The organism is Enterobacter cloacae complex sp. R_G8, from assembly GCF_024599795.1.
In the GTDB taxonomy this organism is placed as follows: Bacteria; Pseudomonadota; Gammaproteobacteria; order Enterobacterales; family Enterobacteriaceae; genus Enterobacter; species Enterobacter dissolvens.
Genome location: NZ_CP102246.1, coordinates 3,972,074 through 3,994,430 on the forward strand (window position 1 = coordinate 3,972,074; position 22,357 = coordinate 3,994,430).

The window sequence follows — 22,357 nt, forward strand, 5'->3', positions numbered from 1 at the left end:
CATAACAAAATAATATCCAGGCTCTGCGGTAAAAACAAGCCCCGATCGTGCCCTGCCTTTTCCGATGATATTTTCTGATTTCGCCGCTGCGAAACGAAAACCATGACGCTCACGTGCTATAACTATATCATTTCGCGGTAAAAACTTTCTCTTCAGGCAAGCGTCTCAGTGCCCTGGAGCGGGCATTTGAGGAAGGACACGGCAGCATGAAAACCCGACATCTGGTCAGCCTGGTGACTGGCATTCTGATATTTTCTGTGCTGATACCGATTTGCCTCAGTATCTGGCTGGCGCATCGCCAGGCGGAAGAAAAATTTGTCGATGCGCTGGACAGCTATGCGTCACGCGTGCTGTTGCGTACGGACAGGGTCGTTGAACAGGCAAAAGAAGCGCTCACGCAGCTACAGACGTTCAAAGGCCCCCCGTGTAGTCATCTGCATTTACGGGAAATGCGCCGGGTCGCATTCTCCTGGCGCTATGTCCAGGAAGTGATCTATGTCGATAACCTGAGACCGCTGTGCTCGTCGCTGGAACAAGTCAGTAAAGTGGCCTCATTCCCACCCCCTATGCGGATTACGGAAGATGGATATAGCGCGTGGCTTACAACGCAAAACGATCTTGGTTTTAACCGCTACATGGCGGTACTGGGGCAAGAGCATTACCTGGTATTGGTCGATCCCGCCTCGCTGGTAGATGTGATCCCGTTTGGCGATATCGCTATCGATGCCGCGCTGGTGGGGAGTACAACACATCTCGTTTTCGCCAGCAGCAATAAACTGGATCCGCATATCCGCGACATGATCAAAGATCGGGAGAAGGTCAGCATCCAGTACAACGGCTCCATGTATGTCATTAAACCCGTTCCGGAGCTGGGAATGAATGTTGTCGCCTGGGCCGCGCTTAAACCGCTGGCGGAAACCTGGCACAAACAGCTTCTTTTCTGGCTGCCGTTTGGCATGCTGATAAGCCTGCTTGCCGCGCTCTTTGTTCTGCGGATACTGCGTCGCATTCAGTCGCCACGTAACCGGCTGCTGGATGCGATTAACAACCGCGAGTTTGAGGTTCACTACCAGCCTATTGTTGCGCTCTGCAGCGGGAAAATGGTGGGCGCGGAGGCGCTAACGCGCTGGCCTCAGCCTGACGGGAGCAGCCTGTCGCCTGATATTTTCGTCCCGCTGGCGGAACAAACGGGGCTTATCTCGCGCCTCACGCATCTGGTGATCGAAAAAGTGTTCGAGGATATGGGCAACTGGCTGCACCTTCATGCCGATCAGCACATCTCCATCAACCTCGCGCCTGCGGATTTAACCTCCGGCAAGCTGCCGCCGCTGCTGAGCCAGCTGTTAAATAAATGGCAAGTCCGCCCCGAACAGATCGCGCTTGAATTAACCGAACGCGGCTTTGCCGATCCCAAAATCAGCGCACCGGCCATTGCCGCCTTCCGCCGCTCGGGCCATGCGATTTATATCGATGATTTTGGTACGGGCTATTCCAGCCTGAGCTATCTGCAGGATCTGGACGTCGACACGCTAAAAATTGACAAGTCGTTCGTGGATGCGCTGGAGTACAAAAACGTGACGCCACACATCATTGAAATGGCGAAATCACTGAAGCTGGCGATGGTTGCAGAGGGCGTAGAGACTGCAGGGCAGCTCGCCTGGCTGCACTGTCACGGCGTGCAATATGGGCAAGGCTGGTACTACAGTAAGGCGCTGCCAAAAGCGGAATTTATGGCATGGGCAGAAAATAATCTCAACGCCTCTCCTACTTCAGATAGGATTTGATCACCTGTAAAACCACGCCAAGATCGGCTTCGCGCTGATCTTCTTCAGGCTCTTTGACGACGTGATCGGTTAAATGGCCTTCGATCACCTGCAGCATCATGCCATTCACCGCACCACGGATCGCGGCCAGCTGCTGTAATACCTCGGCACACTCGTGCTCGTCGTTGCTGAGCATTTTTTCCAGCGCGGTGCTCTGTCCCTGAATTTTCTTCAGGCGAGTCAATAACATCTTCTTGTGACGAACGGTATGTGACATCTCTGCATCCTTCTTCTTCTGGCGGGTAAAGCATAACACGCCCTACTCCCCCTGAGTATTTTTCTACTGGGGGGTAGTATTGACCTACTGGGGGGGAGTACTATCTCGGCACCTTTTCCAGTGCGGATTTTGTAATGAACGATTTTGCTTCTCTCCTGCAACAGGGCAACGCATGGCTATTCATTCCCAGCGCGATCCTGCTCGGTGCCCTGCATGGTCTTGAGCCGGGCCACTCTAAAACGATGATGGCTGCTTTTATTGTGGCGATCCGCGGTACGCTGAAACAGGCGGTATTATTGGGGCTGGCGGCCACGCTTTCTCATACCGCGGTGGTCTGGATCATTGCCATGGCGGGATTATGGTTTGGTCGCGGCTGGGATGCGCAAACCTCTGAACCCTGGTTCCAGCTTATCTCTGGGGTATTGATCGTTTTGATCGCGCTGTGGATGGCGTGGCGAACCTGGAAGGAGAATCAGCCGCACGATCATCATCATCACCACCATGACCATGACCATGACCATGACCATGACCACCATCATGATCATCACCACCATGAACATCAACTGGTTGCAGGGGAGTGGCAAGACGCCCACCAGCGCGCCCATGCGCAGGATATCAATCGTCGTTTTAACGGACAAAACGTCACCACCGGACAAATTGCGATGTTTGGCCTCACCGGCGGGTTGATCCCCTGCCCGGCGTCAATCACCGTCCTGCTGATCTGCCTGCAACTGAAGCACTTTGCCCTGGGCGCCACGCTGGTGTTTAGCTTCAGTATTGGTCTGGCGTTAACGCTGGTGGCGTCGGGCGCGATTGCCGCGTTAAGCCTTAAACATGCGACAAAACGCTGGCCGGGGTTCAGCGAGTTTTCCCGCAAAGCACCGTGGTTCTCTGCAGCACTGATTATCCTTGTGGGGGGGTACATGATCCTGCACGGGTTAGGCGGTATCCTGACCTGAACCAGGCGGCCACAGCGCGTGGCCGCCACGCAGAGGTCAGTTGAGGTTCTGACGCCAGCTAAAGCGATAGCGAAGCTGGCGATGTTGCAGGATGAACTCCGGTGAAACGCTGGGGCTCCAGGAGTCATCTCCGCCCACGCCCATATGGAACGTATCAAGATTGAGCCAACACCCCGGCTCATCACGTAGCAGATGATGATGGGTTGTCTCGTGCAGTTGCTGCTGGCTGTAGCGGCTCACAGAAAAATGGAACTGGCCGTTGAACTGATGCTCACCCAGCACCAGCTCGCGGGTATCGCAGCGCAAACCGTTTTCCGTCGGGAAGATGTACGGCGTATGCATTGCCTGCAGCGGCAACGTCCAGCGCCCTTGCTGTGCCGCCAGCTTTCTGTCCGGGTAGTTTTCATGCGGCCCCAGCCCCAGCCAGTGCACGGCTTCCGGCGGCCGGGCAAGATGCATGCTCAGACCAATACGCGCAGGCTCGGGGATATCAGACGCAATCTCAACCTCAACGTCTCCGTTCAACACACCCTGATCGTCTACCCGCCAGACTTTACGGCTCAGGAACAGCGCTTTGCCACGATGTTCCCAGGCATGCAGCGTCGTGACTATCGCTTCACCGGTATGCTGCTCCCCGTCACAACGCAGCACCCGCGGGATCAACGCGTACATCCCTGCCGCCTTCCAGCGCTCAACCCAGGCATTCGGATCAATTCGGGTGGCTTCGCTCACGCCGATATCATTATCCAGCGGCGCGCGGGTAAAGTTATCCGTCAGCGGCGAGAGCAGCGTTTCAACGCCATTGTTCAGCCATTGCGTCAGGTTTCCTGAGGTACGGTCAAATATCCATCGCTGCTGCTGGTGCGTCAGCGTCAGCACGTCATCGGTCTGTGACAGTACCGGCGGCACACCCACCGGTGCGGGCGGGGCGATAAACAACGGTGCCGGGAGTGGCCATTGATCCCACGCACAGCGATGGTTCGCCGGTGACCACGGTGTCGCCTTCAACTGGTAAACCTCAACATTCAGCCAGAGCTCGCCGGACTCTGCCGTCAGCGCCGGCAGGGTGATCTCCAGACGCTGAGTCTCCTGAGGCGCGATGGAGAGCGTAACCTCCCCGTTCGCCAGCACCGTGCCGTCACGGGTCACCGACCATCTGAGCAACTCGTTATCCGTACGACGGAACAGATAGTCGCTTTGCACGTCCACCACCAGCGGAGACGTGCTTACCCGCGTAAAGGTGAAGAACTGCTGCGCACGCTGAGCCTCATACAGTGCCGGATGCGGCGTACGATCGGGGAACACCAGCCCGTTAAGGCAGAACTGCCGGTCATTGGGTTTATCCCCAAAATCGCCGCCATAGACCCAGAACGGGGTGCCATGTTCATCTTTCTTCGTCAGCGCCTGGTCAACCCAGTCCCAGACAAATCCCCCCTGCAGACGCGGGTGGCTGCGAAATGCCTGCCAGTATCTGGCGAAACCACCAAAGCTGTTACCCATCGCGTGGGCGTATTCGCAGAGGATCAGCGGTCGGGTTTCATCTGGCATACCGATCCATTTTTTGATGGACCATTTCGGGACCGCCGGGAACGGCTGATCCTGATCGACGCGGGCATACATCGGGCAGACGATATCGGTCGCCGCCGTGTTCGCCCCACCGCCTTCATATTGAACCGGCCGCGTCGGATCGGCGGTTTTTAGCCAGCGATACAGTGCGTCGTGATTTGCACCGTGACCAGACTCATTGCCCAGCGACCAGATAATAATTGAAGGATGATTACGATCGCGTTGCACCATGCGGGTTACGCGCTCGCTCATGGCGGGCAGCCAGCGGGGATCGTCAGCGAGACGACTCATCGGCACCATGCCGTGGGTTTCGATATTGGCCTCGTCAACCACATACAGGCCGTAGCGATCGCAAAGCCGGTACCACAGAGGATGGTTTGGATAGTGCGAGCAGCGCACGGCGTTGAAGTTATGCTGCTTCATGATTTCGATATCGCGACGCATCGTCGCTTCGTCCATCACCTGGCCATTTTCCGGGTGATGTTCATGCCGGTTGACCCCGCGGATCAGCAGTGGCTTGCCGTTGAGCTTCAGCAGGCCATTGCTGATTTCAACGCGGCGGAAGCCCACGTCACAGGCTTCAATCTCCAGCACGTCGCCCTGCGGGTCCACCAGCGCGATCGTCAGACGATAAAGCTCGGGTGTCTCAGCGCTCCATAACGCGGGGGACGTAACCGGGATCGCCACCGTTAACCGCTCGGCCCAGTTACCGCGTTCATCCACAATGGCAGACCCTGGCCGCCGGGTGGCGCTGGCACAGCGTTCACCGTTGCGCCACAGCGTTATTGCCACATCGCACTCCGTATAGCGAGCCCCTGCCAGGGCGACATCCACCTTCAGCACGGCGCGATCCAGCTCCGCATTCAGATCGGTGACAACGTGATAATCCGCGATGTGCGTCTCCGGCTTATGCAGCAGCGACACATCGCGAAAAATACCGCTCATGCGCCACATGTCCTGATCTTCCAGATAGCTTCCATCGCACCAGCGCAGAACCATCACCGCCAGCCGGTTCTGTCCGGCACGCAACACGGACGAGAGATCAAATTCAGCAGGCAGTCGACTGTCCTGGGAATACCCCACCCACTGGCCGTTGCACCAGAGATGAAAGGCCGAGTTCACCCCATCAAAGATAATGCGGGTTTGGCCGCACTCAAGCCAGGCGTCCTCCATCTCAAATGTGAGCGAGTAACAACCAACCGGATTCTCTGCCGGGACAAAGGGCGGATTGACGGGAATGGGATAGGTGACGTTGGTATAGATGGGGGTATCAAATCCCTGCATCTGCCAGTTTGACGGCACCGGCATCGCAACCGCATCCGGGCAATCTTCACCTGTCCATGCCTGCGGAACCTGTTCAGGCGCAGAAAAGAAGCTAAATCGCCACTCCCCGTTCAGGGAACGTCGGCTGACGGATGCGGCATCCTCTCTGGCTGCGTCTTCTTTACGCCAGCTGTGAAATGGCGCATGCGCCGCCAGCCTGTTCCATTGCGTGACGCCGGGATTTTCCCAGTCCCGACGGGCCAGAAGTGCGCTGAGCGACAGCGATACGGTATTGGACATGTTTTCCTCTTTGCGAAGCGCTCACAATTTAAGTGAACATGCCCTGACAAACTGCTGCGGTAAAGCGTGGGATCGCCGCATAGCGAGGCAGATCACAAAAGCGTTATTCGCGGGCAAGCTTCTCGGCCAGCAGGGCCAGGGTTCGGAGCTGCTGCGCCAGATCCTCACGATCGGCCTGCTGCGGCGCGCGACGGGCACTGGATTGTCGGCTGATCAACGTAACGGGCAACTGAACCTGCCAGCATGCTTCACTGCGGGTGGGCGCCAGCAGCCACTCCACACTTTGTTCGCCCACCTCGCGAAACGCCTGACGGATGGTGGTGAGCGGAGGCGAAAACCAGGCGCTGTCGGCAGTATCGTCAAAGCCCACGATCGCTATCTGGCCCGGGATCGCCACGCCTTTTTCCGCGCAGGCCCGCATCACGCCCAGCGCCATTTGATCGTTAGCCACCAGAATGGCATCCGGTAACGCTGCAGCAGACAACAGGGCATGGCCCTTCTCATATCCGCTCGCCGCACTCCAGTCGCCGTATGCCACCGCCGCAGCCTCAAGCCCGGCCTGCGCCAGCGTCGCTTTCCATCCCGCCAGACGGGCGCGGGCGGAAACAGAACTTTCTGGCCCGCTTAACAACGCAATACGCTGGTGCCCCAGAGAGAGCACATGTTCAACCCCCAGTCGGGCGCCCTGTTCGGCATTGAACACCAGACTGTTGACCGCTGCCGACGAAGAGACATCCAGAAACAGCACCGGCACGGGAGATGCCAGTACCTTGAGTTGTTCAGCGTCAGGATCGTCAAGCGGCACGTTCACCAGCAGGGCTTCCACGCGCTGTGCCAGCAACTCCTGAAGCGCGCCCTGGCACTGTTGTGGATGTTCCACCATCGAGATCAGCACGCTCGCCCCCTTTTCTACCGCCCGGGATTTTACCGCAGAGACAATTTGCGAAGGGGCGTGCAGCGCCAGATCGGTAGTGATAAGCCCCAGCGTACGAGTGCGCTTACCCGCCAGCTGCTGCGCGCCACGGTTAGGGACGTAGTGCAGCTCCGCCATGGCCTGCTGCACCTTTTCCCGTGTGCGGGCAGAAACATGCTCCGCGTCGTTAATCACACGAGAAACGGTCTGATAAGACACCCCCGCAAGGAGGGCAACATCATAGAGGGTAATGGCTTTCATGCGTTCCGGCTTCGTGTTAACAGAGCCGTCTATTGTGGCACAGCGCGGCCATTAATACCTGTGAGCGCTTCGCAAAATTAAACAACCCGCTCTGGCTGAGGAACATTATCCGTACGCGGCTTCTGACGGAACCACGGCAAACAGAGCTGGATAAGCGGGCCGATGGTCAGGGCATACAGTACCGTCCCGACGCCAAACGTTCCGCCAAGAACGCAGCCAATCAGCAGGACGCTCACTTCAATTGAGGTCCGAACGCTGCGGATTGACCACCCCAGCCGGGCGTGAATGCCGGTCATCAGTCCATCGCGTGGGCCCGCCCCGAACCCGGCACCGATATACATACCGGTTGCTATCGCGTTCAACACAATGCCCCCAAGCAGCAGAGCAATCCGAATGGGGAGAAGATCCAGCTCGGGGATAAGGGCCATCGAGGCATCTGCCGCCAGGCCAATACAGACAACATTACTGAGCGTTCCCAGCCCTGGCATCTGACGCAGCGGGATCCACAGCAGCAGCACCGCAGCGCCGGTCAAAATAATCACCGTACCGATGGTCATCCCCAGCTGTAATCCCACCCCAAGGTGAAACACATCCCACGGGTCAACCCCCAGATCCGAACGAATAAACATCGCGGTTGAAAGCCCATACAGGCCTAAACCAACGTACAGTTGCAGCAGACGACGTACCATTTTTAGCTTCTCCAGTGAACCAGGCTTTCATCTTGTTCGAAAATGGCACTATGATTAATGTCCAGTTTTCAAATAGTGGACTGCATATGTCATCACGCCGTTTCGGAAGTCAGTCGCTGGTTCGCCTTTTGGGCCACTGGCAACAAACCCCGTCCCGAACCCCACTCTGGCGACAGCTGGCCGACGCCTTGCGTCTGCTGATCCTCGACGGCAGGCTGGCGTTGAGTACGCGCCTGCCCGGTGAACGCGAACTGGCCACGGCGTTAGATGTAAGCCGGACGACCATCAGTAGCGCGCTGGCCCATCTGCGAGAGGAAGGGTATCTGGAGAGCCGACACGGCAGCGGTTCACGGGTGATCCTGCCCGATACCCGTGCCGTACCGACGCTTTCAGCGGCAAGTGCGGCGCTGGATCTCTCCACTGCCGCCCTGAATGCCGGGCCAGAGATCCACCAGGCTTACACCTGGGCGCTCACCGCAATCACCCAGCACCTTGCGCTGACCGGTTACGACCAGCTCGGTCTGGCGGCTCTGCGTGAAGCCATTGCCGCCCGCTATACCGCGCGCGGGCTGCCGACCCGGGCTGACGAAGTGATGGTGGTCAATGGCGCCGTCAGTGGTTTTGCGCTGGTATTGCGGATGATGACTGGTCCGGGCGATCGCGTGGTGGTCGATCACCCTACCTATCCGCTGGCGATTGCGGCTATTGAGGGGGCGCTGTGTCGGCCGGTGGGCGTGTCATTACCGGAAACCGGCTGGGACACGGATGGCTTTGCGGCCACGCTGGCTCAGACTGCACCGCACCTGGCGTACCTGATGCCGGATTTTCATAACCCGACAGGACGATGTATGGATATCGCCACCCGCCAGGCGATAACCGACATTGCGGCAAACACCCGCACCACGCTGGTGGTCGACGAAACGATGGTCGATCTCTGGTTTGAGGCACCGCCGCCACCGCCTCTGGCGTCGTTTAACCCGCAGGCAACGGTGATCACGCTGGGTTCGGCCGGAAAAAGCTTCTGGGGCGGGCTGCGTCTCGGCTGGATCCGCGCCTCTTCACGCACCATTGCTACGCTTGCCCAGACGCGTGACACGCTGGATTTAGGCTCGCCGCTGCTGGAACAGCTGGCGACACTGTGGCTTATCAACAACAGCGAGACATTTCTGCCTGCGCGCCGGAAGATGCTGACAGAGCGACGCGACCGCTGCGGTGAGTTGCTGCGCGAACATTTCCCGCAGTGGCGGTTTCAGGAGGCCGAAGGTGGGCTTTCCTACTGGATCGAACTGCCGGGCATGCAGGCGACGCAGCTTGCCGCACGTGCAGAGATGTTGGGGATTAATCTGGGAACCGGCACGCGGTTTGGTTTATCGGGGGCGTTTGACCGCTATCTACGTATGCCCTTCTCGCTTGAGCCGGCAGAGCTTGAGCAGGCGCTACTGAGAATCAAACCGTTGTGGCTTGCATTAAATAAAACAGCGCCATCGATAAAACGCAGCCTGGTTTGATATTAAAAAATTTGAAGTGGATCATAAAATAAAAACTGCTGACTGTCATACAGGCAGTCAGCAGTTTTCACCAGTCACGAATCAGTGCTGAGGAGGAATGGGGAAACCTTTCAATGAAATAACGAAGCTTTCACCGTCTTTCTTTATTTTCGCGCCGGTATCACACCAGTCAGACGCAATACGAAAGAACTCATCACTTCCTACATTCCAGCCAAGACGTACATGCTTCACGTAGCCCGAACGCAACAGATCGCAGGCCTCTTTGTAGTCACTGGCGGTTGACAGTTGTTGTTTCATTTTCTCTTCTTCAGAAGTTTACGTAGAGCTTTGATTTCTTTAGGAGTAAAAGGAGAAACACTCTCTTCTTCCGTATGCTGATTATCAATATCCTCTTCCGATACTCCCGCCTCTTCTGCTGCTTCAAACGCCAGCAGCAGCAATTTCTCTGTGGTCACGCTTAAGTTCTCGTTATTCACTTCCGCATAGTGGCGAAGTCTTTCTTTTAGCGCTTCATCAATCTTAACATTTAATACCGCAGTAGCCATGATTGTCACTTCCCTTCGGAATAAGTGCTTTATTTAATACACGATGTTAACAATGTAATCCAGATATATATTTTTGACTTATGACAGAAAAAAGACGCCCAGAAATAAAATGACAGTCTATTATTACAGGTTTATGACATTAATATTTCATCGAAATGAAATATATATTACATCACAAATTAAAACCCTTTTAATTCTGTGGGATAGTCATGCAGGGAGGCGTAAAAACGGGAGGCATGTTGCCGGAGGCACAAATGGGTGGGGGCCCTGCCAGCTACATCCCGGCACACACGTCGTCTGCCCTGGCTGCTTCCTTCCGGACCTGACCTGGTGAACAGAGTAGCGTTGCGGGAGAACCAACAGAGCCCCCATTGAGAGCGTTGTTACCCAACGCGCTGGCGCATTATCCCTGTGCTAACGGTCAATTGCAAGCCGCCAGCAACTGGATGGTGGTTTCTTGCGCAAACAGGCGCAGCAATCGGCGCGATCTTCGTTTAACATGGCATTTCACTCATCCCCACAGGTGTATTGATGGACGAACACGACGCCTTTCCACAACGAGTGTGGCAAATTGTGGCCTCCATTCCGGAAGGCTACGTGACAACCTATGGTGACGTCGCGCGTCTTGCCGGCTCCCCCCGTGCGGCGCGTCAGGTGGGTGGCGTGCTAAAACGCCTTCCTGAAGGAAGTACATTGCCCTGGCATAGGGTTGTGAATCGTCATGGCGCCATCTCGCTGACCGGGCCGGATTTGCAGCGCCAGCGTCAGGCATTACTTTCGGAAGGGATTCAGGTGTCCGGGTCAGGACAGATCGATTTGCAGAAGTATCGCTGGGTGTACTGACCCCCTCCCCCGAAGGAGAGGGGAAATCATTACAGCTGCGTCGGCGGTGTTGGTACAGACGGTTGGTTCGTCTGTGGTGCAACAGGTACTTCGGTTTGCTGCACCGGCACCAGGTTCAGGTCGATTTTCGTCCCACCGTTGTTGATGGCTTCCTGGACCGTATCGGTAATAAACACCAGCTTACCGTTGATGGTTACCGCGGCGCTCAGAAGGATACGGGCGTTAGGCTGTACGTCTGCCGGGTTATACGGCAGCACGAAGCTAAACGGTGCCTGCTTACCTTCGGTACGCACAGCACGCTGGGCCACCACTTTCGACGGCGCGTCTGCCAGAGAAGCATCAGACAGCGTGACCGTTAATACCGCATCCGGTGGTAAAGCGACTCGCTGTTTGATCCAGATAGTACCGGAAACGTTAGGTTGCTGAATGGATTGCTGTGAAAGTGTATTGATCCCGTTTGGATCTGCTGCTGGCACCGGCACCTGGGCGCTCTTACCTGCACAGGCGGACAACGCCACCGCAATAGCTACACCACTTAGCATGGGCACGAGTTTCATTGAAGTCTCCTTATCATCAATGCACCAGCGGGATCGATCCCATCCGATGTCGTTTCAAACACATATCGTATTCAAGTGTGGCACAGATCACTGATTAATGCCTAAATTCTCCCTGATATTCAGATAATTCTACCCGTCGGACCACTTTCATTTCTGCGTTATACTTTGCCTATCTTTCGCCACGGCGTTTATTGAGGACAACTATGAGTCAGGCACTGAACAATCTGCTGACATTACTGAATCTGGAAAAAATTGAGGAAGGACTCTTTCGCGGACAGAGCGAAGATTTGGGCTTGCGTCAGGTCTTCGGCGGGCAGGTTGTAGGACAGGCACTGTACGCTGCCAAGGAGACCGTCCCGGCAGACCGTCTGGTGCACTCCTTTCACAGCTATTTTCTGCGTCCTGGCGATAGCGCAAAACCCATTGTGTACGATGTGGAAGTACTGCGTGACGGCAACAGTTTTAGCGCGCGCCGCGTGGCGGCCATTCAGAATGGCAAGCCCATCTTTTACATGACCGCCTCTTTCCAGGCACCGGAACCGGGTTATGAGCACCAGAAAGCGATGCCTGCGGCCCCGTCGCCGGATGAACTCAAATCGGAGACCGATATCGCCCGCGCGCTGGCCCACTTGCTGCCACCGCAGGTCAAAGAAAAGTTCCTCTGTGATAAACCGCTTGAGATCCGCCCGGTTGAATTCCATAACCCGATGAAAGGCCATACTGCCGAGCCAAAACGTCAGGTCTGGATCCGTGCTAATGGCACCGTACCAGAAGATTTCCGCGTTCATCAGTATCTGCTGGGCTACGCATCAGATTTCAACTTCCTGCCAGTTGCACTGCAGCCGCACGGCGTCGGATTCCTTGAAAAAGGGATGCAGGTTGCAACGATCGATCACTCGATGTGGTTCCATCGTCCATTCAATATGAACGACTGGCTGCTCTACAGCGTGGAGAGTACTTCGGCGTCAAGCGCACGCGGATTTGTACGCGGGGAGTTTTATACCCAGGATGGCGTGCTGGTCGCCTCTACGGTGCAGGAAGGGGTGATGCGTAATCGCGGGTGATGTTTGCGGCCTGATGCCCTCACCCTGGCCCTCTCCCACGGGGAGAGGGAATAAACACTAAAAACGGCAATCAGAGATTGCCGTTTTGCTGTTTATTATGCGTTATACGCATTCTCGCCGTGGCTGTTGACGTCGAGACCTTCGCGTTCCTGTTCTTCCGGTACACGCAGACCCACAGTCATATCCGCCAGTTTATAGCCAACGAAGGCCACCACAGCAGACCAGACGACGGTGATGGCGATACTTTCCAGCTGCACCAGCACCTGGTGAACCATGGTGACACCTTCTGCGTAACCCACGCCACCCAGCGATTTGGCGGCGAAGATACCGGTCATGATACAACCGACAATACCGCACACGCCGTGCACACCAAACACATCACACGGGTCATCCACACGCAGAAGACGTTTCAGCGCCGTCACACCCCACAGACCGGCCAGACCTGACACCAGGCCAACAAGCAGCGCACCACCGACACCGACGTAACCACATGCAGGCGTGATACCGACCAGACCTGCAATCGCACCAGAGCATGCGCCCAGCAGGGAAGGTTTACCGCGAACTGCCCACTCACCAAACACCCAGGAGAGGATCGCACCCGCCGTGGCCACAACCGTGTTCACGAAGGCCAGTGCAGCGATTTCGTTAGCGGCGCTTGCAGAACCGGCGTTGAAGCCGAACCAGCCAAAATAGAGGATCGCCGTACCGGTAAAGACCATCGGCAGGTTGTGTGGTTTGAACGCTTCTTTACCGAAGCCCACGCGTTTACCAATCAGGTATGCCCCTACCAGACCCGCCACCGCGGCGTTGATGTGGACAACAGTACCGCCCGCGAAATCCAGCGCGCCATGCGACGCCAGCAGACCGCCACCCCAGACCATGTGAGCAATCGGCACATAGGAGAGCGTCAGCCAGACCACCACGAAGATCAGGACCGCGGAGAAGCGAATACGCTCAGCCAGCGCCCCGACAATCAGCCCCACGGTGATACAGGCGAACGACCCCTGGAACGCGACGTGGATGTACTGATAGAAACTGCCCATTACCGCGGTCAGTTCAATGTTTTTCAACATCGCCCAGTTGAAGTTGCCGAAGAAGGCGTTACCTTCACCGAAGGCCAGAGAGTAGCCGTAGACCACCCACAGCACGCAAACCAGCGCGAACGTCACGGCAACTTGCGTCAGCATGGAGAGAACGTTTTTGCCACGGATCAGACCGCCGTAAAACAGCGCAATGCCCGGAATAGACATGAACAGCACCAGCGCGGTGCTGATCATCATAAAGGCGTTGTCGGCTTTGTCTGCCACCGCAGGGGCAGCCATTGCCAGGCCCGGCAGCAGTGCCAGCGAACCCAGACCCGTTTTGATTGTTGCTATCTTCATTTTCTCGATCCCTATCACTGTGTGCCAGGAGTTACTTACAGTGCCGCTTCGTCAGATTCGCCGGTACGGATGCGAATGACGCGCTGCAGTTCGGCAACGAAAATTTTGCCGTCGCCAATTTTGCCGGTGTAGGCCGCTTTGCTGATCACATCGATGACTTCATCGAGCTGGTCGTCTGCAATCGCGACATCAATTTTTACTTTTGGCAGGAAGTTAACGCTGTATTCCGCCCCGCGATAAAGCTCGGCATGACCCTTCTGACGACCGAAGCCTTTCACTTCGGTGACAGTCAGTCCCTGAATACCCATTGAAGACAACGCTTCACGCACGTCTTCGAGTTTGAATGGTTTGATTACCACCGTAACCAGCTTCATAGATCCCCTCCAGTCAGAATTCGGTAATGGCCGCAGCTAACACGCAGGAGACATTGCAAGGGATGTGCCAGAAATGAAAACGGAAGAGAAAAGCGGCGCAATGCGCGTTAAAAGACCATGAATAATCGACAGGTGAAAAAAAACGCACCATGGCAGTGCATGGCGCGTTTCGGTTTTGCACCAACAGTGGTGACTGTTAGCGCGTTGCCTGTTTTTGGTGCATCAGGCGCTAAGCGACTCTTCCTCACGGACGCTGGCCGCCAGCTCTTCCCCCGCCAACTGCAGCTGATACATCTGCCAGTAGCGCCCCTTCGCTTCCAGTAGCGCCCGGTGCGTACCGCGTTCAACGGCCTGCCCGCGGTGCAGCACCAGAATGGTATCTGCGTCGACAATCGTTGAAAGACGGTGCGCGATAACCACCAGCGTCGTGTGGTCACGCACGGCAGCCAGCGCCTGCTGGATCGCCTGTTCGGTACCGGAGTCGATGCTGGCCGTCGCTTCATCCAGAATCAGCACCTGTGGCGTTTCAATCAGCACACGCGCCAGCGCCAGGAGCTGTTTTTGTCCAACAGAGAGGTTATTCCCCTGCTCACCCAGCCGGGTGTTGATTCCGTCGCTAAAACCGCGGGCCAGTTCCGCCAGCTGCACTTTTTCCAGCACCGCCCACACCTGCTCCTGGGTATAGTCCCGCCCCAGCGTCACGTTGGCGTAAAACGTATCGGCCAGCACAACCGGATCTTGCTGCACCATCGCCACGCCTTTACGCAATACGCTGTGGCTGAGCGACGCCAGCGGACGTCCGTCCAGGCGAATCTCACCTTTCGTTAACGGGTAGTACCCCATCAACAGGCTTGCGAGCGTGCTCTTGCCGCTGCCGGTATGACCCACCAGCGCCACAAAACCGCGCGACGGCACATCAAGAGTGATGTCCTGCAACACCAGCCTGTCTTCCCGGTAGGCAAACGAGACATGGTCAAACGTGATCGCCCCGCTTTGCAGAGGCGTTGTATCCTCGCCATAGGTCTGACGCGGTCTGTCCATCAGCTCAAAGACGCGTTCTCCGGCTACGACTGCCTGCTGCAACATGGATTGCTGGGTCGTGAGCTCAATCAACGGCTCGTTCAGGCGTCCCAGATAGCTAATGAAAGCATACAGAACCCCCACCTCAATCGTACCGCCTGCACTGAGTCCAAAGAGCATCAGCAGGCCGCAAAGCACCAGCGCCGAGAAAAGACTCAGCAGCGGACGCAGCAGGAAACCGTCAAGGCGCAGCGTCTGCATACGCGCCATATAGTGCGAACGGCTGGCTTCGCCCATGCGTTCGCCAAAGCGAGCCTGCTGACGGAACTGCTGGATGACGCTCATGCCGTTGATCACTTCGTTGAAGCCATCGTTTATATCGGCCAGGTAGGTCCGCACCCGACGCACAATGGGCGTGCTGTAGCGCTGATAGATAACCATCACAATCAGCACCGCCGGGAAAATCGTGATCGCCACCAGCGCCATGCGCCAGTCGAGACTGAACATTGCCACCAGCATGGCGCCAATCAGCGCGGCACTGCGCAATACGGTCGCCACGACGGTCACGTACAGATCGCGGATCACCTCGGTATCGTTGGTCACCCGCGAAATCACCTGCCCGACCGGCTGGATATCAAATTCGCTCAGCGGCTGGCGCAGTGCGGCATCCATAACATCGGTACGCAACTTCTGCACCACGCCCACCGCCGCCCGGTTAAAGAGCAGCGACTGCGCATAGTGCAGCCCGGCCGCCGCCAGCTGTAGCCCCACATAGGCCACGCCTAACCCCGCAACCAGCCCCAGCGGCAAATCGCTTTTCGCGACCATATTGTCGATGAAATAACTGATCAGCAGCGGACCGCTCACTTCCGCAATCGCCGCAATCCACAGCAACACGACGGCAAGGGCAAGGGGTTTTCGCCATGGCGAACCGTAGGCCAGCAGGCGTTTTAGCGTCGGCCACTGCGTTTTTGATTTACGCATTAGCGTCCTCCTCTTCCTGTTCCGGAGCATCGTCGAGTGCCGCTTCAAGCTGCTGATAGCGATACATATCGCGATACCAGCCCGGTTGCTCCGCAAGCTGGTCATGCTGCCCACGCTGGGCAATGTGCCCGTGCTGCAACACCAGAATTTCACTGGCTTCCGTCAGCGCCGACAAACGGTGGGCACTGATGATCACGGTCCGCCCCTCGCCCCACTGGCGCAGGTTATGCAGGATCTGGTGTTCGGTACGGCCATCCACGGCAGAAAGCGCATCATCCAGAATCAGGATTTCGGCATTCAGCAGTAGCGCACGGGCAATGGAAATTCGCTGTTTTTGCCCGCCGGACAGCATCACGCCACGTTCACCCACCTCGGTTTCATAACCCTGCGGCAGACGCAAAATATCATCATGGACGCTGGCTAAGCGCGCCACGTGCTCAATCTCTTCCTGCGTGGCCGACGGACAGCCAAGGGCAATGTTATTCGCCACGGTGTCGGAAAAGAGGAACGGCGTCTGGCTGACCACCGCCAGACGCCGACGCCAGTCATCCAGTTGCAGGGTCGTCAGGGGAAGATCGTGGAAACGAATGTCCCCCTGCGTAACATCAAAGTGACGCTGGAGCAGCGAAAGGACGGTACTTTTACCGGATCCGGTTGGGCCACAGATCCCCAGCATTTGACCCGGTTGCAGCGTAAAGCTGACGTTTTCAAGCACCGGGTGTTCTGTCTGCGGATAAACAAACGTACGGATATCGACGTTCATCACACCCCGTCCTTCCGGTACCGGCTCGGTACCGTCGTTGACCACCGGCGCTTCCGATAGCATGGCGCGAATACGGCTGTAGGCGGCACTGCCGCGCTCCACGATGTTAAACATCCAGGCCAGCGCCAGCATCGGCCAAATCATCAGCCCCAGGTACATCGCAAAACTGGTCAACTGCCCCAGGGTCAAGGTGCCCTGTACAACCATCCAGCTCCCGCCGCCAATCGCCAGCAGATTAGCCATGCCAATGGCGATATAGATCGTCGGGTCAAAGCGCGCATCGATACGCGCAACGCGCATGTTTTTTGCGCCAGTGTCTGCAGCATCGGCCGCAAACAGAGCTGATTGCCGATCCTCCAGACCAAAGGCTTTAATCATGCGGATACTGGTCATACTCTCCTGCGTGCGATCGTTCAGCGACGAAAACGCCGCCTGCGCCAGCTTGAAGCGCTCGTGCAGCTGTTCGCCATAGCGGTTGATCGCCAGCGCCATCAGCGGCATCGGCAGTAATGCCAGCAGGGTGAGCTGCCAGCTGATCTGAGTCGACATCACAATCAGGACCGCACAGCCCATCACCAGCGAATCCACCAGCGTTAATACCCCTTCCCCGGCGGCGAACACCACGCGATCGACGTCGTTGGTGGCGCGGGCGATAAGATCCCCGGTGCGATGGCGCAGGTAAAATTCTGGATGCTGGCGGCTCAGCTGACGGTAAAAATCCTCGCGTAATTCAACGGCCAGCTGATAGGACGCGCCAAACAGCAGCACGCGCCAGACATAGCGCAGCAGATAGACAATGATGGCCGTCAACACCAGCGTGCCGACCCACATCAACACCCGTGCGGTGGTGTAATGCTGTTCCGTGACGCCATCCACGACGTATCCCACCACTTTCGGCGGGATCAGCTGCAAGATGGCAATGATGATAAGCAGGAGAACTGCGCCGAGGTAGCGCTGCCACTCCCGACGAAAGTACCAGCTTAGTTGGGCAAATAATCGCACGCGGTTTGTTCCTGAAGGTATTTTACGAAGTTATTCAATGGGTAATGCTGTGGTGTATTTAATCTGTTCCATGGCAAAGCTTGAGGTGACGTCCGACAACCCCGGTACGCTGTTCACCAGCCGCTTGTAGAAATCATCATAGCGCTTCATGTCTGCCACCTGGACACGCATCAGATAATCGTACTCCCCGGCCATACGCCAGAAGCCGAGGACCTCCGGCATCTCTGACACCTGGGTTACGAAGCGGCAATACCATTCGCTGCTGTGGTGCTGCGTTTTTATCAGGACAAAAGCCGTCAGGCCCAGCCCCAGTTTTTCGGGATCTAATAACGCGACACGCCCCAGCAGAATACCGTCATCTTCCAGCTTCTTGAGGCGCTTCCAGCACGGTGTGGTGGTCAGATTAACGGCATCTGCCAGTGCCTGCAAAGAGAGGGTGCAGTCACTTTGCAGCAATGAAAGCAGCTTGCGGTCAATTTTATCTAGCATACCCACCTCACAGAGAAAATTTTTCTCCCTTCATTCTATTTTAAAGGCCAGATAGCAACAATTTTTTCTGTGCTTTTCGCTATGCTGGGCACAAAATGACAAACGGATAATTACGATGAATAGCAACTGGGTTAAACATGCCATCAGCGAAATAAATGCCGACTACCAGCGCTCGGCCGACACCCATTTAATCCGCCTCACCCTGCCAGGATTTGCGGGTATTCAACTGTATCTGAAAGATGAAAGCACCCATCCTACAGGCAGCCTGAAGCATCGGCTGGCGCGTTCTCTGTTCCTGTACGGGTTATGCAACGGCTGGATTAAGGAAGGCACGACCATCATTGAATCCTCATCCGGTTCAACCGCCGTATCCGAAGCCTATTTCGCCCGCCTGCTCGGTCTGCCGTTTATCGCCGTCATGCCCTCCTGCACCGCGAAACGCAAAATCGAACAGATCGAATTTTATGGCGGACGCTGCCACTTTGTGGAAAGTGCCTGCGAAATTTACGCCGCCTCGGAAATGCTGGCCCGTGAGCTGAACGGCCACTATATGGACCAGTTCACCTTCGCCGAGCGTGCAACCGACTGGCGTGGCAACAACAACATTGCCGACAGTATTTTCCGCCAGATGACTCATGAGCCTCATCCGGTTCCGTCATACATCGTCATGAGCGCCGGTACGGGCGGTACTTCGGCCACCATTGGCCGCTATATCCGCTGTCAGGGCTACGATACGCAACTGATGGTGGTTGATCCGCAAAACTCGGTTTTCCTCGACTACTGGCAACGCCGCGATGCCAATCTGCGCAGTCCGGTGGGCAGTAAAATTGAAGGAATTGGCCGCCCGCGCGTTGAGCCGTCGTTCATTCCTGATGTGGTGGATGAAATGCTTCGCGTGCCGGATGCCGCAAGCGTCGCAACGGCGCACTGGCTGGAGACGCAGTTGGGCCGCAAAGTGGGTGCCTCGACCGGGACCAATATGTGGGGCGCGCTGCAGCTGGCGGCACGCATGCGTGAAGAGGGCCGCACGGGCTCTATCGTTACGCTGCTGTGCGACAGCGGGGAGCGCTACCTGGAGACCTATTACAACGCGGAATGGGTGCAGGCAAACATCGGGGATATTGCGCCGTGGAAAGCGCAAATTGCACAGCTGGTGAAATAAAAAAAGCCAGACCGAAGTCTGGCTTGCTGGAAGGGTCTCACTATTCGGGGGAATATGGGAGGGTGTTGTTGTCCAGCCAATGTGTTAAAAAATGGGACACCGCTTCATTTCGGCAGTGCCCGATAACCGGCAGATGAGGAAGCGCTGAAATCAGCTGGGGCATTGCATTCCCCATGATCAAACCGCGCCCGACGCTGCCCAGCATCTCGCGGTCGTTCATGGCGTCACCAAACGCCATGCACTCCTGCAGCGTTAAGCCCAGGTGGTCGCTCAGGACCGCCAGGGCAGAACCTTTGTTACACCCCACCGGCAGCACTTCCAGACAATCCACCGCCGAAAAGGTCAGATGTGCCCGGTCGCCTAACGCCTCATTCAACTGAATACGCAGGCGACAGAGATCGTCATGATCGCCGCAGAAACAGATCTTGGTCACCGCATGGGCAGGGATACGGCGCAAATCGATCAGCTGATAGCGAAAACCGCTGTAGACATGCGCATGGAGAAGCTGAGGGATCTCACGCCCGGTAAACCAGCCGTTATCGTTAAAGACATGAACGCTGGCCTGGGTATCCCAGGTGCTGTGCAACACAATATCCGCCACTTCCGGGTTGAGATCCTGACGGTGCAGAACCTCCCCTTCGACCGAATGAATACGTGTCCCGTTACCGGTGATCAGAAATGCATCCAGGGAGAATGCCCCCAGCAAATGACGCATCTCCAGCACATGGCGGCCAGTGGCAAACGTCAGGGTCACATCGCGCTCGTGCAGACGCTTCAGGGTGTTCAGGGTTTTCTCCCCTAAACGGTGATCCGGCATTAACAACGTACCGTCCATATCAAATGCTGCGAGCCGAGCCATGATTACTCCCGAAATGTGATGCGGTTAACTTGTGCATCAGTATTGCGTGAGATATACGGAAGTAATAGTGAATAGATGACAATTATTGTTCCGGGTTTTTTATGCGACAGCTCAACCGCCTCAAACAGTATCAACGCCTGTGGCAGCCCTCCGAAGGTGCACCGCAGCAGGTCACCATTGCGGAGCTCGCCAGCCGCTGTTTTTGCAGCGAGCGGCATGTGCGCACCCTGCTGCGTCAGGCGCAGGAGGCTGGCTGGTTACGCTGGCATGCGCAGTCCGGTCGCGGCAAGCGCGGCGAGCTCATGTTTCATGTCACCCCGGAATCGCTGCGTAATGCGATGATGGAAGAGGCGCTGAAGCAGGGGCAGCAGCATAACGCGCTGGAGCTTGCCCAGCTTGCGCCGGAAGAGTTGCGGGAGTTGCTACATCCCTTTTTGGGCGGACAGTGGCAAAACGATACGCCGACGCTGCGCATTCCCTATTATCGCTCGCTGGATGCGCTGCAGCCTGGCTTTTTACCCGGCCGGGCGGAGCAGCACCTGGCAGGCCAGGTTTTCTCCGGGCTGACGCGCTTTAACGGCAACAGCAGCGAACCAACGGGCGATCTTGCCCACCACTGGGAGGTGTCGGATGGCGGCCTGCGCTGGCATTTTTACATCCGCTCCACCCTGCACTGGCATAACGGCGACAAAATTGAGACGGCACAGCTGCAGCGGAGCCTGAAAGCCCTGCTGACGCTGCCTGCTCTGCGCAAACTGTTCCAGAGCGTGTCAGACATTGAGGTCACTCACCCACAGTGCCTGACGTTTACCCTGCATCAGCCGGACTACTGGCTGCCGCATCGTCTGGCGACCTACTGCAGCCGTCTGGCCCATCCTGACCTGCCTGTGACGGGCAGTGGCCCCTTCAGGCTGAGCGTGTTTGATCCCGATCTGGTGCGTCTGGAAAGCCATGAGCAGTACCATCTTAGCCACCCGCTGATCAAGGCGATTGAATACTGGATCACCCCGACGCTCTTTGATTACGGGCTGGGGACCAGCTGTCGTCATCCAGTGCAGATCGCCATTGGCGAGCCTGATGAACTGGAGAGCCTGAGGCTGGTGAGTAACAGCACCAGCCTGGGGTTCTGTTACCTCACGCTGAAACAGAGCGAGCGGATGAGTGAAATGCAGGCACGACGGCTGATCAATATCATCCATCTCTCAACGCTGCTGCATACGCTCCCGCTGAACGAGGGGTTGATTACACCGACAGAAGAGCTGCTTCCAGGCCTGCGTATTCCCCAGTGGCCAGATTTAACCCATGTTCCTTTACCGGAAACGTTGACCCTCGTTTACCATTTGCCCGTTGAGTTACACACCATGGCAAACCAGTTAAAACAGTACCTTGCGCAGCAAGGGTGTGAACTCACCGTTATCTTTTACGATGCCAAAACGTGGGATGGGTGTCAGCAGCTTGCCGATGCGGACATGATGATGGGAGACAGACTGATTGGCGAAGCGCCGGAGTACACGCTTGAACAGTGGCTTAGGTGCGATCCCCTCTGGCCGCATCTGCTGAGCGCGCCGCACTTTGCTCATCTGCAGGCCACGCTGGATGCCGTACAGACTCAGGCCGATGAACAGGCAAGACACGCTGGCCTGAGGGCCATCTTCACCCGGCTGATGGAAGAGGCGGTACTGACACCACTGTTTAACTACCAGTATCAAATCAGCGCGCCGCCGGGGGTAAACGGAATACGACTGAATACCCGTGGCTGGTTTGATTTCACTGAAGCCTGGCTTCCGGCACCCAGGTCGTGAAGAAGCTGGTCG

At 56.7% G+C, this 22,357-nt stretch carries 19 protein-coding genes, 1 other RNA gene and 1 pseudogene; 7 read left to right on the plus strand and 14 right to left on the minus strand.

Features of this window, described 5'->3' with window-relative positions; translation table 11 throughout:
• The first annotated feature begins 206 nt into the window (after nucleotides 1-206).
• Nucleotides 207-1,784: an EAL domain-containing protein gene (locus NQ842_RS18895; protein ID WP_257256201.1), complete on the plus strand. Its 1,578-nt coding sequence runs from the start codon at nucleotides 207-209 to the stop codon at nucleotides 1,782-1,784.
• Here the strand turns inward: NQ842_RS18895 and NQ842_RS18900 are convergent.
• The gene (locus NQ842_RS18900; RefSeq protein ID WP_014830896.1) at nucleotides 1,765-2,040 is read right to left on the minus strand and encodes a metal/formaldehyde-sensitive transcriptional repressor; all 276 of its coding nucleotides are present in this window, start codon (nucleotides 2,038-2,040) and stop codon (nucleotides 1,765-1,767) included. The two genes, NQ842_RS18895 and NQ842_RS18900, sit on opposite strands and share 20 nt — an antisense overlap.
• A gap of 134 nt (nucleotides 2,041-2,174) precedes the next feature.
• On the opposite strand from NQ842_RS18900, the gene NQ842_RS18905 reads away from it, so the two are divergent.
• Nucleotides 2,175-2,999 carry a nickel/cobalt efflux protein RcnA gene (locus NQ842_RS18905; protein WP_153907848.1) on the plus strand — a complete coding sequence of 275 codons (825 nt, stop codon included), beginning with the start codon at nucleotides 2,175-2,177 and terminating at the stop codon, nucleotides 2,997-2,999.
• Between the two features lie 36 nt (nucleotides 3,000-3,035).
• On the opposite strand, the gene NQ842_RS18910 is transcribed toward NQ842_RS18905, so the two are convergent.
• The 3 genes from NQ842_RS18910 to NQ842_RS18920 all read right to left on the minus strand — a co-directional run bounded on the left by NQ842_RS18910 (nucleotide 3,036) and on the right by NQ842_RS18920 (nucleotide 7,991).
• Nucleotides 3,036-6,128 (minus strand): beta-galactosidase, encoded by a 3,093-nt coding sequence (locus NQ842_RS18910; protein ID WP_257256202.1) that lies wholly within the window; start codon nucleotides 6,126-6,128, stop codon nucleotides 3,036-3,038.
• Between the two features lie 103 nt (nucleotides 6,129-6,231).
• Nucleotides 6,232-7,302: a LacI family DNA-binding transcriptional regulator gene (locus NQ842_RS18915; protein ID WP_257256203.1), complete on the minus strand. Its 1,071-nt coding sequence runs from the start codon at nucleotides 7,300-7,302 to the stop codon at nucleotides 6,232-6,234.
• 77 nt (nucleotides 7,303-7,379) lie between these two features.
• Complete coding sequence (locus NQ842_RS18920; protein WP_046888895.1) at nucleotides 7,380-7,991, minus strand: YitT family protein; 612 nt, start codon at nucleotides 7,989-7,991, stop codon at nucleotides 7,380-7,382.
• A gap of 86 nt (nucleotides 7,992-8,077) precedes the next feature.
• Between NQ842_RS18920 and NQ842_RS18925 the strand changes: the two genes are divergently transcribed.
• Complete coding sequence (locus NQ842_RS18925; protein WP_083021288.1) at nucleotides 8,078-9,499, plus strand: PLP-dependent aminotransferase family protein; 1,422 nt, start codon at nucleotides 8,078-8,080, stop codon at nucleotides 9,497-9,499.
• Nucleotides 9,500-9,580: 81 nt separating this feature from the next.
• Here the strand turns inward: NQ842_RS18925 and NQ842_RS18930 are convergent, their stop codons facing one another.
• The 3 genes from NQ842_RS18930 to ffs all read right to left on the minus strand — a co-directional run bounded on the left by NQ842_RS18930 (nucleotide 9,581) and on the right by ffs (nucleotide 10,406).
• On the minus strand, nucleotides 9,581-9,796 hold the full coding sequence (locus NQ842_RS18930) for a hypothetical protein (RefSeq protein WP_013095877.1): 216 nt from the start codon (nucleotides 9,794-9,796) through the stop codon (nucleotides 9,581-9,583).
• Complete coding sequence (locus tag NQ842_RS18935; RefSeq protein ID WP_014830890.1) at nucleotides 9,793-10,044, minus strand: hypothetical protein; 252 nt, start codon at nucleotides 10,042-10,044, stop codon at nucleotides 9,793-9,795. Before NQ842_RS18935 ends, NQ842_RS18930 begins: the two co-directional genes overlap by 4 nt.
• A 265-nt stretch (nucleotides 10,045-10,309) precedes the next feature.
• An RNA gene (gene ffs / locus NQ842_RS18940) (signal recognition particle sRNA small type) lies at nucleotides 10,310-10,406 on the minus strand.
• Nucleotides 10,407-10,572: 166 nt separating this feature from the next.
• On the opposite strand from ffs, the pseudogene NQ842_RS18945 reads away from it, so the two are divergent.
• Nucleotides 10,573-10,887: pseudogene (locus NQ842_RS18945) on the plus strand (MGMT family protein); the annotation flags it as partial.
• Nucleotides 10,888-10,916: 29 nt separating this feature from the next.
• Here the strand turns inward: NQ842_RS18945 and NQ842_RS18950 are convergent.
• Nucleotides 10,917-11,444: a YbaY family lipoprotein gene (locus tag NQ842_RS18950; RefSeq protein ID WP_014830888.1), complete on the minus strand. Its 528-nt coding sequence runs from the start codon at nucleotides 11,442-11,444 to the stop codon at nucleotides 10,917-10,919.
• Nucleotides 11,445-11,647: 203 nt separating this feature from the next.
• Here NQ842_RS18950 and tesB point away from each other — a divergent pair, with 203 nt between their 5' ends.
• Nucleotides 11,648-12,508, plus strand: a complete 861-nt coding sequence (gene tesB, locus NQ842_RS18955) for an acyl-CoA thioesterase II (protein WP_014830887.1) — start codon at nucleotides 11,648-11,650, stop codon at nucleotides 12,506-12,508.
• 95 nt (nucleotides 12,509-12,603) lie between these two features.
• Here tesB and amtB read toward each other — a convergent pair whose 3' ends face one another.
• From amtB to NQ842_RS18980, 5 genes are all read right to left on the minus strand, one after another.
• Complete coding sequence (amtB, locus tag NQ842_RS18960) at nucleotides 12,604-13,890, minus strand: ammonium transporter AmtB (RefSeq protein WP_014830886.1); 1,287 nt, start codon at nucleotides 13,888-13,890, stop codon at nucleotides 12,604-12,606.
• Nucleotides 13,891-13,925: 35 nt separating this feature from the next.
• Entirely contained in the window at nucleotides 13,926-14,264 is a 339-nt protein-coding gene (gene glnK, locus NQ842_RS18965) for a P-II family nitrogen regulator (RefSeq protein WP_008503304.1), read from the minus strand.
• A 222-nt stretch (nucleotides 14,265-14,486) separates the two neighbouring features.
• A complete protein-coding gene (locus NQ842_RS18970; protein ID WP_047360810.1) occupies nucleotides 14,487-16,268 on the minus strand; it encodes a SmdB family multidrug efflux ABC transporter permease/ATP-binding protein in 1,782 nt (593 codons plus the stop codon).
• A complete protein-coding gene (locus NQ842_RS18975) occupies nucleotides 16,261-18,033 on the minus strand; it encodes a SmdA family multidrug ABC transporter permease/ATP-binding protein (protein ID WP_182381417.1) in 1,773 nt (590 codons plus the stop codon). Before NQ842_RS18975 ends, NQ842_RS18970 begins: the two co-directional genes overlap by 8 nt.
• A gap of 30 nt (nucleotides 18,034-18,063) precedes the next feature.
• The gene (locus NQ842_RS18980) at nucleotides 18,064-18,522 is read right to left on the minus strand and encodes an Lrp/AsnC family transcriptional regulator (RefSeq protein ID WP_008503307.1); all 459 of its coding nucleotides are present in this window, start codon (nucleotides 18,520-18,522) and stop codon (nucleotides 18,064-18,066) included.
• Nucleotides 18,523-18,637: 115 nt separating this feature from the next.
• Between NQ842_RS18980 and NQ842_RS18985 the strand changes: the two genes are divergently transcribed.
• Nucleotides 18,638-19,684, plus strand: coding sequence for a PLP-dependent cysteine synthase family protein (locus tag NQ842_RS18985; protein ID WP_014830883.1), 1,047 nt, complete (start codon nucleotides 18,638-18,640; stop codon nucleotides 19,682-19,684).
• A gap of 40 nt (nucleotides 19,685-19,724) precedes the next feature.
• On the opposite strand, the gene cof is transcribed toward NQ842_RS18985, so the two are convergent.
• A complete protein-coding gene (gene cof / locus NQ842_RS18990; protein ID WP_063412462.1) occupies nucleotides 19,725-20,543 on the minus strand; it encodes an HMP-PP phosphatase in 819 nt (272 codons plus the stop codon).
• Between the two features lie 101 nt (nucleotides 20,544-20,644).
• On the opposite strand from cof, the gene NQ842_RS18995 reads away from it, so the two are divergent.
• Entirely contained in the window at nucleotides 20,645-22,345 is a 1,701-nt protein-coding gene (locus NQ842_RS18995; RefSeq protein ID WP_257256204.1) for an SgrR family transcriptional regulator, read from the plus strand.
• The last annotated feature ends 12 nt before the right edge of the window (nucleotides 22,346-22,357 follow it).